9 protein-coding genes are annotated in these 13886 nt (G+C 65.6%); 3 read left to right on the top strand and 6 right to left on the bottom strand.

Features of this window, described 5'->3' with window-relative positions:
* Positions 1-16: 16 nt before the first annotated feature.
* The 3 genes from nrdE to eccCb all read left to right on the top strand — a co-directional run bounded on the left by nrdE (position 17) and on the right by eccCb (position 6983).
* The gene (nrdE, locus tag OHA42_RS33600; RefSeq protein ID WP_406231917.1) at positions 17-2122 is read left to right on the top strand and encodes a class 1b ribonucleoside-diphosphate reductase subunit alpha; all 2106 of its coding nucleotides are present in this window, start codon (positions 17-19) and stop codon (positions 2120-2122) included.
* Positions 2123-2263: 141 nt separating this feature from the next.
* The gene (locus OHA42_RS33595; RefSeq protein WP_406231915.1) at positions 2264-2635 is read left to right on the top strand and encodes a hypothetical protein; all 372 of its coding nucleotides are present in this window, start codon (positions 2264-2266) and stop codon (positions 2633-2635) included.
* Positions 2628-6983: a type VII secretion protein EccCb gene (eccCb, locus tag OHA42_RS33590; RefSeq protein ID WP_406231914.1), complete on the top strand. Its 4356-nt coding sequence runs from the start codon at positions 2628-2630 to the stop codon at positions 6981-6983. Before OHA42_RS33595 ends, eccCb begins: the two co-directional genes overlap by 8 nt.
* A gap of 49 nt (positions 6984-7032) precedes the next feature.
* On the opposite strand, the gene OHA42_RS33585 is transcribed toward eccCb, so the two are convergent.
* The 6 genes from OHA42_RS33585 to OHA42_RS33560 all read right to left on the bottom strand — a co-directional run bounded on the left by OHA42_RS33585 (position 7033) and on the right by OHA42_RS33560 (position 13867).
* A complete protein-coding gene (locus tag OHA42_RS33585; RefSeq protein ID WP_406239788.1) occupies positions 7033-8025 on the bottom strand; it encodes an LLM class F420-dependent oxidoreductase in 993 nt (330 codons plus the stop codon).
* Between the two features lie 256 nt (positions 8026-8281).
* Positions 8282-9217 (bottom strand): TauD/TfdA dioxygenase family protein, encoded by a 936-nt coding sequence (locus tag OHA42_RS33580; RefSeq protein WP_406231912.1) that lies wholly within the window; start codon positions 9215-9217, stop codon positions 8282-8284.
* A 111-nt stretch (positions 9218-9328) separates the two neighbouring features.
* Positions 9329-9655 (bottom strand): 4Fe-4S binding protein, encoded by a 327-nt coding sequence (locus OHA42_RS33575; RefSeq protein ID WP_379061390.1) that lies wholly within the window; start codon positions 9653-9655, stop codon positions 9329-9331.
* Entirely contained in the window at positions 9652-11238 is a 1587-nt protein-coding gene (locus tag OHA42_RS33570) for an FAD-dependent oxidoreductase (RefSeq protein WP_406231909.1), read from the bottom strand. The genes OHA42_RS33575 and OHA42_RS33570 overlap by 4 nt, the downstream gene beginning before the upstream one ends.
* Positions 11235-12524 carry an MFS transporter gene (locus OHA42_RS33565; RefSeq protein ID WP_406231907.1) on the bottom strand — a complete coding sequence of 430 codons (1290 nt, stop codon included), beginning with the start codon at positions 12522-12524 and terminating at the stop codon, positions 11235-11237. The genes OHA42_RS33570 and OHA42_RS33565 overlap by 4 nt, the downstream gene beginning before the upstream one ends.
* On the bottom strand, positions 12521-13867 hold the full coding sequence (locus tag OHA42_RS33560; protein ID WP_406231905.1) for an LLM class flavin-dependent oxidoreductase: 1347 nt from the start codon (positions 13865-13867) through the stop codon (positions 12521-12523). Before OHA42_RS33560 ends, OHA42_RS33565 begins: the two co-directional genes overlap by 4 nt.
* Between the last annotated feature and the right edge of the window lie 19 nt (positions 13868-13886).

Below are 13886 nucleotides of genomic sequence, written 5' to 3'. Positions count from 1 at the left end.
GGAAGCCGGCGAGGTCATGGACTACCACGCCCTCAACGCGATGCTGAACTTGTACGGCCCGAACGGCGAGATCCAGTTCGACAAGGACCGCGAGGCCGCACACCAGTACTTCCTGCAGCATGTCAACCAGAACACCGTCTTCTTCCACAACTTGGACGAGAAGCTGGACTACCTGGTCGAGGAGAACTACTACGAGGCAGAGGTTCTCGACCAGTACAGCCGCCCGTTCATCAAGTCGCTGTTCCAGCAGGCCTACGCCAAGAAGTTCCGGTTCCCGACCTTCCTTGGCGCGTTCAAGTACTACACCTCGTACACGCTGAAGACCTTCGACGGCAAGCGCTACCTGGAGCGGTTCGAGGACCGCGTCTGTATGGTCGCGCTCACCCTCGCCGCCGGTGACGAGGTGCTCGCGGGCAAGCTGGTCGACGAGATCATCGACGGCCGCTTCCAGCCCGCCACCCCGACCTTCCTCAACTCGGGCAAGAAGCAGCGCGGCGAGCCGGTGTCCTGCTTCTTGCTGCGCATCGAGGACAACATGGAGTCCATCGGGCGCTCCATCAACTCCGCGCTGCAGCTGTCCAAGCGCGGCGGCGGTGTCGCCTTGCTGCTGAGCAATATTCGCGAGCACGGCGCGCCGATCAAGAAGATCGAGAACCAGAGTTCGGGTGTCATCCCGATCATGAAGCTGCTCGAGGACTCCTTCTCCTACGCCAACCAGCTCGGTGCGCGTCAGGGTGCGGGCGCGGTGTACCTGCACGCGCATCACCCCGACATCTACCGGTTCCTGGACACCAAGCGCGAGAACGCGGACGAGAAGATCCGCATCAAGACCCTCTCGCTCGGTGTGGTGATTCCGGACATCACCTTCGAGCTGGCGAAGAAGAACGAGGACATGTACCTCTTCTCGCCGTACGACGTGGAGCGCATCTACGGCAAACCGTTCGCCGATATCGATGTCACCGAGAAGTACTACGAGATGGTCGACGACAAGCGGATCCGCAAGTCGAAGATCAAGGCGCGCGAGTTCTTCCAGACCATCGCCGAGCTGCAGTTCGAATCCGGTTACCCCTACATCATGTTCGAGGACACGGTGAACAGGGCCAACCCGATCGCGGGCAAGATCACCCACTCGAACCTGTGCTCGGAGATCCTGCAGGTCTCCACGCCGTCGGTGTTCAACGACGACCTGTCCTACGCCGTGGTGGGCAAGGACATTTCGTGCAACCTCGGGTCGCTGAACATCGCCAAGACGATGGACTCACCCGACTTCGCGCAGACCATCGAGACCTCGATCCGGGCGCTGACCGCCGTGTCGGATCAGACGCACATCTATTCGGTGCCCTCGATCGAGCAGGGCAACAACCAGTCCCACGCCATCGGCCTCGGCCAGATGAACCTGCACGGGTACCTGGCTCGCGAGCGGGTTCACTACGGTTCCGACCAGGGCATCGACTTCACCAACATCTACTTCTACACCGTGGTCTACCACGCGATTCGGGCGTCGAACCTGATCGCCAAGGAGCGCGGGACATACTTCGGCGGGTTCCCCGAGTCCAAGTACGCGTCGGGCGAGTACTTCGACAAGTACACCGATCAGGTGTGGGAGCCGAAAACCGAACGCGTGGCACAGATCTTCGCCGACGCGGGCGTGCACATCCCGACCCAGGACGACTGGCGTGAGCTGAAGTCCTCGGTCATGGAGCACGGCATCTACAACCAGAATCTGCAGGCGGTCCCGCCGACCGGCTCGATTTCCTACATCAACCACTCGACCAGCTCCATCCACCCGGTGGCTTCGAAGATCGAGATCCGCAAGGAAGGCAAGATCGGCCGCGTCTACTACCCGGCGCCCTATCTCGACAACGACAACCTCGAGTACTACGACGACGCTTACGAGATCGGCTACGAGAAGATCATCGACACCTACGCCGCGGCCACCCAGCACGTGGACCAGGGCCTGTCGCTGACGCTCTTCTTCAAGGACACCGCAACCACCCGTGACCTCAACCGCGCCCAGATCTACGCCTGGCGCAAGGGCATCAAAACCCTCTACTACATCCGCCTGCGCCAAATGGCCCTGGAGGGAACCGAAGTAGAGGGCTGCGTTTCCTGCATGCTGTAGTCGCGCTGCCGAAAGGGCGGTCTCCATGGGAGACCGCCCTTTTGCGTTCTTCGGGTCGGCCGTCGCTTCGCGTTCGAATCCCTTGTCTCGTGGTTAGAGTGGTCGCACTACGGTGAGTGCGGGGCGACTGGAGGGGCAGTGATGAGTGACGTTGTGCTGGTGATCAATTCCGAGCGGCGTCGAGATCCTGAGTGGCTGGACCAACTGGCCGACGAGCTACAGGAGGATCTGCGCCAGATCAGGGGACTGGCCGTTCGAAAGGCGACCACGTCGGCCGCAACGGGCGCGAAGTCCGGTGCGCTGGAGCAGATCGGCCAGCTCGTTGCCTCCGGCGGGGCGATCGGAACCACGGCGTGGGCAATCCGGGACATAGTCATCAAGTTCCTCGATCGGACCAGGGCGACGTCGGTCACCGTCAAACGCGGTGACCGGGAGGTCACTATCCTTCGACCGAAGGACGGCCAGGTCGACGAGATCGTCGATCGAATCCGCGCCGTGCTCGACGATGAATAGTCCGACCGGTCGGCGGTTGGCACTGTTCATTGCCAACGACACCTACCATTTCGAGGGTCTGCCTCGGCTGTACGCGCCGGTCTCCGATGCCGAACAGCTGCGAGAGTTGCTGCGCGACCCCGAAATCGGCGGCTTCCGGCCGACCGAAATACTGACCAACGAATCCAAGGCCGAGATCGAACGCAGTATCGAGCGACTGTTCCGCGGTGCGGAGCCGGAGGATGTTGTCCTGCTCTACTTCTCCGGCCACGGTCTGCGGACCAGACAGAACCTGTATCTGGCGACCAGCAACACCGACCCGCAGTTGTTGAGCAGCACCGCGGTGTCCTCGACATTCATTCGAGAACTGATCAGGGAGTCCGCCGCCGCGGCGAAGATCATTCTGCTGGACTGCTGCTACAGCGGCGCGTTCCTCGGCGCGGACGTGGTCAAGTCCGCACCGAACATCGACGACGTCGGCCGGGAACTCGCCGCGGGCGACGGTATCTGCGTGCTGACCGCCTCCAGCGCCGTCGAGACGGCCGAGGACGGGCGCGCCGGCTCGGATAAGTCTGCACCGCTTTCGGTGTTCACTTCGGCCTTGGTGAAGGGCATCGGCACCGGACTTGCCGACAACGGCAGCGGCCTGATCGGCACGCACGACTTGTGGACCTATGTCAGCGCCGATGTGCGCAGCCGGACGAGTAGACAGACCCCGAACCACTACGGCGTCTTCAAGGACGAGGTCTACGTCGCCCGGGTCCGGCGGAAGTACTCCGCCGTTCTCGAGGTAGGTGACCGAGTGCAGCTCGGTGCTCTGCTCGGTCGGCTCGAACGCGATCCGGCCACCGGCCTGCGCGCGGAGAACTGGTGGGGGACAGGAAGACTCAAGGTTCCGATCGGTCAGGAGCGGCGCGCGGACGGCGCTCCAGGCGAGACGGTGTGGCTGGACCTGGCCGGCGCAGACGGCAATCTTCTCGTCGTCGGCCGCGCGGGCTCAGGAAAGAGCACGCTGCTGCGTACGCTTGCCGGATCGCTTGCCCTGACCCACACCTCGACCGAGGCGCAGATCTACGTGCTGGAGTCGAGTAACCGCCTGGGCTCGATGAGCGCGCTGCCGCACGTCGCGGATGTGGCGGGCGACGATGAACCCGAGCAGGTGCGGATGCTGCTGGAAACGATCACCGGCGCCATCCGCAGTCGCAAGAAGCTGTACCGGGACAACAGCATCGATTCCCCGGCCAGCTTGCGCGCCGCGCGGTCGCTGCTGACCGATGGTCCGGTCGCCGATGTGTTCCTGCTGATCGATCGGTGGGGCGACTTCCGCGAGCACATACCGGAATTCGACAACACGATCCGGCAGGTGGCCAGCGCGGGACCGGAGTACGGCGTGCACGTGGTCGCGACGGTCCGCGATTGGAGTGAAGCTCCGGACTGGCTGGGCGATCTGCTGCCCGCACATGTCGAACTGCGGTTGCACCGCCCGGCCGAGTCGCGGATCAACACCGAGCGTGCCGCGCGGCTGCCCGACGGTCCCGGCTGGGCGCTATACGGCCAGCGGCCATTTCGCATTGCCATGCCGGATCTGCGTGAACTGCAACCCGATTCGGTAGGCATGTCGGATATGACCGATGGCGCGGCCGAGTTGGTGAGTCGAGTGGTCGGCGCGTGGCCGACTCCGGCCGGCGCGTCCGGTCCGCAGCGTTCGCCGCTGGACGGCGAGGTCGACTTCGCTGCCCTCTTCGGCATCGGCCAGGACGACCGGATCGTCCTCGATGAGGCGTGGCGTTCCAGGACCGGTCGCGACCGGCTCAGAATTCCCATCGGGGTCACGCACACCGGTGAAACCGTGGAGCTGGATCTCAAGCAGGCCGCTGAAAGCGGCATGGGCCCACACGGTTTGGTGGTCGGCGCCGTCGGATCGGGCAAGTCGACGCTGCTGAAGAATATCGTCGCCGGACTCGCGGTGCGCCACTCACCGGATATCGTCAACTTCCTGCTGATTTCATTCAAGGGCGCGGAGACGTTCGAGGGCTTGGCCGACCTGCCACATGTTTCGGCGATGGTCGACGATCTCGAAGCAGATCTCTCACTGGTCGATCGGCTCGGCGAAGCGATCACCGGCGAGGTGCAACGCCGACAGCAGTTGATCCGGTCGGCGGGAAACTTCAATAATGTCGATGATTACGAACGAGTACGGGCGACGGGCTCGCTACCGGACCTGGTGCCGCAGGAGCCGCTGCCCGCTCTCATCATCATTGTCGACGAGGTCGCCGAACTCCTTTTGCAGAAGTCGGGATTCGGCGATGCCCTCGGTATGGTTGCCCGACTGGGCCGGAGGTTGCGGATGCATCTGCTGCTGGCGACCCAACGTCTGGACGGGTATCGGCTCGGGGCGATCGAGAACCACCTGTCGTATCGGATCGCCTTGCGAACCTTCTCGGCCAATGAATCCCGTTCCGTGCTGGGCACACTGGATGCGTACCAATTGCCGAGCACGCCGGGGCTCGGCTACCTGAAATACGATTCTTCCGACCCTGTCCGCTTCAAGGCGCCGTACGTGGCGCGGCCGGAACGTGATGTACACGGTGCGGGCACCGGTGCGACCGTACAGCGTACGTTGCTCGACGCTCTGGTCGAATACTTGCGCACGAGAGCGCCACGTGCGCACCAGGTATGGCTGCCGCCGTTGACAGTACCGGCTACGATCGGCACGCTGGTGCAGAACTCCGGCGTTCCGCACGGCCGACTTCGCGTGCCGGTCGCCGTCATCGACGATCCGTCCGCCCAGCGGCAGGACGTGCTGACGTTGTCCTTGGACGGCGAGCACGGCAACGTCGCGGTGTTCGGTGGTCAGGGGGCCGGCAAGTCGACCGCGCTGGCGGCCGTTGTCATCGCGGCGGCCGCGACGCATACTCCGGAGCAGGCCCAGTTCTATGTGCTCGATTTCGGTGGTGGGTTGTTCGCCGGTCTCGCGGGCATACCACATGTGGGATCCGTCGCGAGCCGGACGGACGCGGATCGAGTACGGCGCACGATAGCGGAGCTGACCGCACTGCTGCATCGGCGTGAGGAGTTCTTCGCCGCACACAACATCGAGTCGATGGTCGAGTTCCGTAGTCGCAGAGCCGATGTCGATGTGCTGCCCGTCGGGCATCAGGCCGCCTACCCGATTCTGCGGGAACCGTTCGGGGACGTGTTCCTGGTGATCGATGGCTGGCGAGAACTGCTCCAGCAGTTCGAGGCATTGGAACCCGAGTTGAATCTCCTTGCTGTTGTTGGCCTCCAATACGGCATTCACGTGATCCTGTCGGCCGCCAGGTGGGTGGACATCCGCCCGGCTGTCAAGGAGCGAATCGGTATGGAGGTGGAGTTACGGCTCAGCGACTCGAACGATTCCGGTATCAGCAGGCGCGCGGCCGCGCTCGTGCCGCACGTGCCCGGGCGCGCGTTGATTCGAGGGCCCGCTGGAGCTCAGCACATTCTGATGGCGCTGCCACGCCTTGGCTCGAGTACGGACGCCCAGACATTGTCTCTCGGTATCGGTTCGGCAGGCCGGAAACTCAGCGACGCCTATCCCGGCCGACGCGCACCGGAAATTCGGATGCTTCCGGCGCTGATCGATCGATCCGAGATGCTGGCGGCTGCCGACGCACTGGGGATCGAACAGAGCGGGAGCCGCGTCGTCGTCGGCGTGCGGGAGTCCGACCTCCAGCCGCTGGTGCTGGACTTCCAGAGCCAACCGCTGTTGTTGATCTTCGCCGACGCCGGAGCGGGCAAGACGACACTGCTGCGGAACATCGTCGCCGGGCTAACCGAACGGGCCGCCGCAGGACAGGTGCGCATTGTCCTCATCGACCCGCGGCGAACGATGCTGGATGCCGTCGACACCGAATTCCGGTCGGGGTACTCGAATTCGTCTCTGGAAGTGGCCGACATGGCGGCTCAGCTCGCCGATGTCATTGATCGTCGGCTGCCGGGGCCGGGGGTGACGGCACAGCAACTTCGTGAGCGCAGCTGGTGGACTGGTCCCGAAATATTCGTTGTCGTCGACGACTACGACATCGTGGTGACCAGTTCCGCGAATCCGCTGACGCCGCTGGTCGATGTGCTCGCGCAGGCCGGCGACTGTGGTGTCCGTGTGATCGTGGCTCGGCGCACGGCAGGCGCCAGCCGGGCAATGTATGACCCGGTGATCAGCCGAATGCGCGAGCTCGGCGCGGACGCGTTGCTCATGAGCGGGTCCAGAGACGAGGGCAAATTGATCGGTGACGTTCGCCCCTCCCCGATGCCGCCCGGTCGCGGCACTTTCATCACTCGGACCCGCGAGCCGGAGCTGGTCCAGATCTGCGAACTGCCCCGAGAGTGACGGCAGGAGAGGGGATGGTCTCCGCGTTGGAGACCACCCCTTCGAGCGCTCACGCCAGCGCGGGCGCGACCTCGCGCTCGAACAGTTCGATGCCCGAGGTGTCGTAGGCGGCTTCGGGGAAGTTGAAGATGGCGTACCCGAGCCCGAGATCGCGGACCTTGGTGAGGTTCTCGATGATCTGCTCGGGCGTGCCGACCGCGGCGGTGCCCCGGTAGAGGTCGTCGACATGAGTGGCGGCTTGATCGGCGCCGACGAAGGGGCTCAGGCGGGCCTGCAAGGTGGCGAGGCGTGCTTCGACCTCGGCCTCGGTGGACCCGATGGCGACATTGAAGTTGGAGCTCCGCACGATGGCGTCGAAATCGGTGCCGACGTCCGCGCAATGGGCGCGCAGGATTTCCGACTTGTGGGTGAACTCCTCGGGATTGCCGCTGAAATTGGTGTAGTCGGCGTACTTCGCCGCGATCCGCAGCGTTTTCTTCTCGCCACCGCCTGCGATCCAGAGCGGAATCCCGCCCTCCTGCAACGGCAGCGGACGCACGATGGCGCCGTCGACCTGGTAGTGCTTGCCGTCGAGGGTGGCCGTGCCCTCGGTCCACGCCTGCCGGAAGATCCGCACCCCTTCATCGAGGCGTCCGAGACGCTCACCCGCCGACGGGAATCCGTAGCCGTAAGCGCGCCATTCGTGTTCGTACCAGCCGCCGCCGATGCCCATCTCGACCCGGCCGCCGGAGATCAGATCTGTCGTGGCGGCGACCTTGGCCAGATAGGCCGGATTGCGGTAGCTGATCGCAGTACACATCTGCCCCAACCGAATCCGCGACGTCGAGGCCGCGAACGCCGCCATCAACGTCCACGCCTCATGGGTGGCCTCGTCGGTCGGCGTCGGCACGGTGTGAAAATGGTCGTACACCCACAGCGACTCCCAGACGTCACCGACGTCGACTCGTTGGGCGAGATCGCGCATCACCCCCCACTGTGCCGCAGGGTCGATACCGACCAGGTCCAGTCGCCAACCCTGCGGGATGAAGATGCCGAAGCGCACAGATATCTCCTTCATGTGTTTACCCGAAAATCTAGCCGCGATCGGTCACCAGCCGTCGGACACCGGCCGACGGTGTGGCGGCCGCACCAGTCCGCCGACGCCAACGCAACGCGCGCCGGACCCGGCCCACTGTCCCGGGTTACCGGCGGCCGAGCAAGAGTTCGACGCCGCGTGCGTCCAACGTCGGTGCGGTCACAGCGCGGAGCCGGCCGAGTGCCCCTGCAGCACTCGACCGGCTCCGCTGACCGTCGTCGGCTCAGGCGCCGGTGAACTGTGCGCCCGAGATGGACGTCGAGGCCACCCCGTCGACGCCGACCGGGATGTCACCCTCGAGCGTCGTGCGGTACAGCACCCTGGTGACATCGAGATGATCCAGGTCGCTCGGCGCGAGATGCGCGGTGGCCCGGTTGTCCCAGAACGCGATGCTGCCCTGCTCCCAGCGGAATCGCACGGTGTAGGCAGGCTGCGCTATCTCGTCGAAGAGCAGCTTCAGCAGCGCGTCGCTCTGGTTGGGGCTCAGCCCGATGATGCGGGTGGTGAAGCCCGGGTTGACGAACAGCGCCCGTTCCCCGGTTACCGGATGCACTCGAACCACGGGATGTTCGGTGACCAGCGGCGCAGCGGCCACCTTCTTCGCGTAGTCGCTGTCGGTGTTCCACGCCGGCCTGCTACCACCGAACCGGTGCTCGGCGCGCAGGCCCTCGACGAAATGCCGCAGCGATTCCGGCAGGTTCTCGTAAGCGGCGACGAGGTTCGTCCACTGGGTGTCACCACCGTGCACGGGTGCGATGTCGGCGCGCAGGATCGAAGCCGCGGGCGGGTTGATCAGCGGGGACACATCGGTGTGCCAGAAGTTCGTGTAGCTGAATTTCCGCACGCCGAAACGCTTTTCGTACAGCCGGCTATCGACGGCGAGGATCTCCGGGTACTCGGTCGGCGCGTCGTCGTCGTAGGGATGTGAGGGGGTGACCGCGCCGAATCGCCGGGAGAAGGCGATCTGCTCGGCGTGGCCGATGTGCTGGTCACGGAAGAACAGCACCTTGTACTTGTGCAGCGCGGCGGTGATGTCCTCGACCTGCTGGTCGGTGAGGGTCTCGCGCAGGTCGACGCCGGAGATTTCGGCGCCGATGTGTCCGGCGACCGGGGCGATCTGCACGGTGGCGGTGGTTGTGGTGTCGTGTACGGCAGTCATGGGAACTCGCTCTGTGAGTCGGGATGGGGGATGGCTCGGGTCGATCTCCCGTGCAACAGGCGCTGCGGCACACACGCATGAAGTCGATGACGCGCCGTTTCGTCAAGGGCGTCACGGCAATTCCGGTCCGATCGCATAGCGGGCGCCGAGGCGTCCACCACCCCAGCCGAGCGCCTTGCGGTAGCTGCCCAAGAGCTCGCGTTCGATCAGATACGTCTCGTCGCGCTGGATATCGTCGGGCGGCAGTGGCTCGGTGCGCGCCGCGACGAACAACGCGTCCACGGGGCAGTAGGCCTCGCACATGAAGCAGGTCTGGCAATCGGATTGCCGTGCGAGCACCGGGATCCCGTCCGCACCTCGGTCGAAGACGTTGGTGGGGCACACCTCGATGCACTTGTCGCATCCGATGCACCGGTCGACCGAAACCACCTCGATCATGCCGATACCAACTGTGCTCGGGACCTGGCGAGGAAGGCGGGCTCGGGCGCGGTCCACACCTCGTCGAGCCCGCCGGTGATCAGTCGATGGTGCTGGGCCGGATCGAGGTCGGGGAACTCCTGGCGGCGCGCCATGCCCCGGGATTCGGTGCGCGCGAGTGCCGCGGTATACATCCACCGCGCATGCGCGGTCATCGCCGCTGCCGAGCGGATCTTGGCGGTATCGGCGCCGGTCAGGCCCGTGCGCGCCTGCTGCCACAGCTCGTGCAGCGCCGCGAGCGCGGGCCGCAGCCGGTTGCCGTGGCGCAGGTAGTTCTTGTCGTAGGGCAGCACCTCCCGCTGCACCGCGGCGACGAGCTCGGCCGGTCGGAGTCCGGCATCGGGTCGGCCGGTGGGCCGCAGCCCGACACCGCCGGCGCCGAACCGGCGCCGATCGTCGACCGAATTACCGTGGTGCAGTGCGTAGTTCGCCGATGCGGCACCAGCCCAACTGCCCGAGGACATCGCCCACGCGGCGTTGTGGCTGCCGCCGCCGGTGAACCCGCCGCAGATCAGCTCGCGGGTCGCGACATCGCCTGCCACGTAGAGACCGGGAACGCTGCTCGAGCAATCGTGGTCGGCGACGCGCACCCCGCCGGTGCCGCGCACCGTGCCCTCGAGCAGCAGCGTGATCGGGAAGCGGTCGGTGAACGGATCGATGCCGAGCCGGTCGAAGGTGAGGAAGAAGTTCGGCTGCCCGAGTCGCATCGCCCGGCGTTGAGCTTGGTCGGCCTGGTCCAATGTGCAGTACACCGGCTCGCTCAACAGTGCTCGCGCGATCGCGGAGCGACCGCCCTTGCTCGACGCACCCGCCAGCGGCTCTCCGTTGCCCAGATAGAAGGTCGCGAAGGAGTAGTACGCAGTCTTGGTCACCGAGGTGAATTCCGGGGCGATGGCGTAGGCATTGGAGAATTCCATGCCGGAGAGCTCGGCGCCCGCCTCGACGGCCATCAAGGTGCCGTCGCCGGTATTGACGTTGCAGCCCAGCGTTTTCGACAGGAAGGCGCACCCGCCGGTGGCCAGCACGACGGCGCGGGCGGCGATATCGATGTGCGCGCCGTCCGACAGCCGTTGAAGGCGGGCTCCGGCCACTGCGCCGTCGGCGTCGGTCAGCAGTTCGATTGCAGGTGTGTGGTCGAGGATCGTCACCCCGGCACGCCGCACCCGAAGCCGTTGGCGCTTCATGTATTCCGGGCCCTGCACGCCTGTCCGCAGCGGCTGTCCATCGCGGTCGACCGGGAACGGGTAGCGGCCGATCTCGGCGAGTTCGTTCACTCGAGAGTATGTTTCGTCGAGCACCCGTGCCATCCAGCCCCGGTCGGCAAGATAACCGCCGAGAGCCTCGCGGCTGGCCATCGCCTGCTCGCGCAGCTCCGGCTGCGGCCGGACATACCAGATTCCGGTCCCCGCGGCAGCCGTCGCGCCGCTGCTACCACAGAATCCCTTGTCCGCCAGTGTGACCGAGGCGCCTGCGGCCGCGGCCTTCAGTGCCGCCCAGGTGCCTGCCGGTCCGCCACCGAGGACGAGAACATCGAGTTCGGTCATGATGTCACCTTCTGCTGCAGGAGATCCGATTGCCGGAGCCCGGGTTGTTCCGAAGAGTTGTGGCTGCGGTGCAGGTCCCGGTCCACGGCGGGACGAGGCCACGGGACATACTGCGGGATATACCGGCCCATCACCGTCGCGCCGAGCGCGGAAATCCCGCCGATCGTGAGGACCGAGACCGCCAGTGGGGCAGCGGTCGCCAGTGTGGCGATCAGCAGCGGCCCCGCGAAGGCACCGGCATCGTGATTGAGACGCCATGCTGCGAGGAACTCGGCGCGGATCGCGGGGGGCGCGACATCCGCGCCGAGGACCATGATCAGCCCGTTGCTGATCCCGTTGCCGATTCCCATCACCACCGCGACAATCCCCAGTGACGGTGCCGAATGTGTCAGTGGCACAGCGAAATAGGCGATTGCCAGGATCGTGAGCGAGGGAACCGCAATGAAGCCGCGGCCGAAGCGGTCCATCACATGCCCGGCGGGATAGGCGAAGACCACCTCCAGTGCCGCACCGATGCCGAAGATCAAACTGGCTGTCGCCGCGCTCATCCCGATGTGATCGGCCCACAGCGGCAAGATCGCATCGCGGGATGTCCGCGCCACCCCGAGCAGCAGCACACCCGCGCCCAAGGTCGACAGCACTCGCCGATGCAGGCGTGCGACTCCGACGAGTGACAGCGGCGGCTCCTTCTCCTGCACAATGGTTCCCGGCACCGGCCGCACCATCAGCGCGCCCGCGACGGCGAAGGCGACCAGCTCGACCACGAATCCGCCCCTGGCGCCGAGGCCGAGGATGGCCACCGCGCCGAGGAATGGTCCGACGAAAAAACCGAGCCGCATCGAGCCGCCGAACAGCGACATCACGCGCGCGCGGCGCTCGAACGGAATGGCCTCGGCCAGGTAGGTCATCCGCGCCAGACCCCAGACGGCATTGGAGAGTCCGACGATGAGCAACCCCGCGCACAACATCGGAATGTTCTGCGCGAGCAGGCACACCAGCACGCCGACGATTCCGACCGCGGTGCCGCCGATGATCGAGGTTCGCTCGCCGACCTTGGCCACCAACTGACCTGCGGGAAGATCGCCGAGCACCTGACCGAGCCCGACCAGCGCCACCGCCAGTCCCGCGACGGCCGTGGAGGCGCCGAGGTCGAGCGCGGTCAGCGTCATGACCGGTGCGCCCGCCCCCATGCCGATGCCGCGTGCCAGGGTCGGCAGGTAGACCGAGAACATCAGGGGCCGAAGAGAATCCGCGGCGGACGGCCCCGATTCCGGATCGGAGGTCATGCGCTCGCTTCGGTCTGCACCTCGGCGAACTGGCTTTCCACCGATTCGAGTCCGTAGTGCCCGCGCAACGTGTCCGCCTCGTAGTCGGAGCGGAAGAGGCCGCGCTCCTGCAGGATCGGCACCACCCGCTCGACGAAGACCTCGAGTCCACCTGGCAGATACGGCGGCATGATGTTGAAGCCGTCCGCCGCGCCGTTCTCGAACCAGGTCTGCAGCTCGTCGGCGATCTGCGTCGGCGTGCCCGCGAACGAGCGGTGGCCACGACCACCGCCCAATTTGCCGATCAGCTGGCGCACCGTGAGGTTCTCGTTCTCGGCCAATTCCTTCACCAGGGTGAACCGGCTCTTGCCGCCCTCGATTTCGGTCACCGACGGCAGCGGTGGCAGCGGTGCGTCGAGTGCGTGCTCGGTGAGATCGATGCCGAGCAGCCGTGACAGCTGACCGAGCGCGTAATCGGGTGAGATCAGGTCGGTGAATTCCCGCTCCAGCGCCTGGGCCTCCGCCGTGGTGTCGGCAATATAGGGCACTAGTCCCGGCAGCACCTTCAGCTCGTCGGCGGAGCGTCCGTATTTCGGCAGCCGAGACTTGAGATCGCGGTAGAAGGTCTGTCCCTCGGCCAGTGTCCGCTGCGCGGTGAACACCGCCTCGGCGTATTGCGCGGCGAATTCCTTACCGCTCTCCGATGATCCGGCCTGCACAAGCAGAGGCCGCCCCTGTGGGCTGCGCGGCGAGTTCAGCGGCCCGCGGACCTTGAAGCGGGGACCGTCGTAGTCGACGGTGTGCACCTTGTCGGGATCGGCGAAGACCCCTTCCGCTGGGTCGAGGACGATCGCCGAGGATTCCCAGCTGTCCCACAGTTGGATCGTGACGTCGACGAATTCCTGCGCCCGTTCATAGCGGCGGGCATGCTCGGGGATGGCTTCGAAGCCGAAGTTGAACGCCTCCTCCTCGCTGCCCGAGGTGACAATGTTCCAGCCCGCCCTTCCGCTGCTGATGTGGTCGAGCGAGGCGAACTTGCGGGCCAGATTGAACGGTTCGTTGTAGGTGGTGGAAGCCGTGGCGATCAGCCCGACCCGCGAGGTGGCCGCGGCGATGGCGGCCAGCAGCGTCACCGGCTCGAAGACCGCCAGCGTATTGCGCTTGATCCGCGGCCCGACCGCGAGGCTGTCGGCGAAGAACACCGAATCGAGCTTGCCGCGCTCGGCGATCCGCCCCAGCTCTTGGAAGTGCTCCACGTCGAGCACCCGGTGCTCTTCGGTGCGCGGGTGTCGCCACGCCGCCTCGTGGTGCCCGACTCCCATCAGAAAGGCGTTGAGGTGGAATTGTTTACGAGATGCCGACATCGGTGATTGTTCCTTTGGT

This window comes from Nocardia sp. NBC_01009, from assembly GCF_045208035.1.
Classification (GTDB): domain Bacteria; phylum Actinomycetota; class Actinomycetes; order Mycobacteriales; family Mycobacteriaceae; genus Nocardia.
This window is presented reverse-complemented; position numbering and strand designations above follow the sequence as displayed.

What these genes read in the sequence shown, in the direction of transcription:
- nrdE (WP_406231917.1), top strand. Translation starts at nt 17, where the DNA reads ATGGACTACCACGCCCTCAACGCGATGCTGAACTTGTACGGCCCGAAC.
- OHA42_RS33595 (WP_406231915.1), top strand. Translation starts at nt 2,264, where the DNA reads ATGAGTGACGTTGTGCTGGTGATCAATTCCGAGCGGCGTCGAGATCCT.
- eccCb (WP_406231914.1), top strand. Translation starts at nt 2,628, where the DNA reads ATGAATAGTCCGACCGGTCGGCGGTTGGCACTGTTCATTGCCAACGAC.
- OHA42_RS33580 (WP_406231912.1), bottom strand. Translation starts at nt 9,217, where the DNA reads ATGACTGCCGTACACGACACCACAACCACCGCCACCGTGCAGATCGCC.
- OHA42_RS33575 (WP_379061390.1), bottom strand. Translation starts at nt 9,655, where the DNA reads ATGATCGAGGTGGTTTCGGTCGACCGGTGCATCGGATGCGACAAGTGC.
- OHA42_RS33570 (WP_406231909.1), bottom strand. Translation starts at nt 11,238, where the DNA reads ATGACCGAACTCGATGTTCTCGTCCTCGGTGGCGGACCGGCAGGCACC.
- OHA42_RS33565 (WP_406231907.1), bottom strand. Translation starts at nt 12,524, where the DNA reads ATGACCTCCGATCCGGAATCGGGGCCGTCCGCCGCGGATTCTCTTCGG.
- OHA42_RS33560 (WP_406231905.1), bottom strand. Translation starts at nt 13,867, where the DNA reads ATGTCGGCATCTCGTAAACAATTCCACCTCAACGCCTTTCTGATGGGA.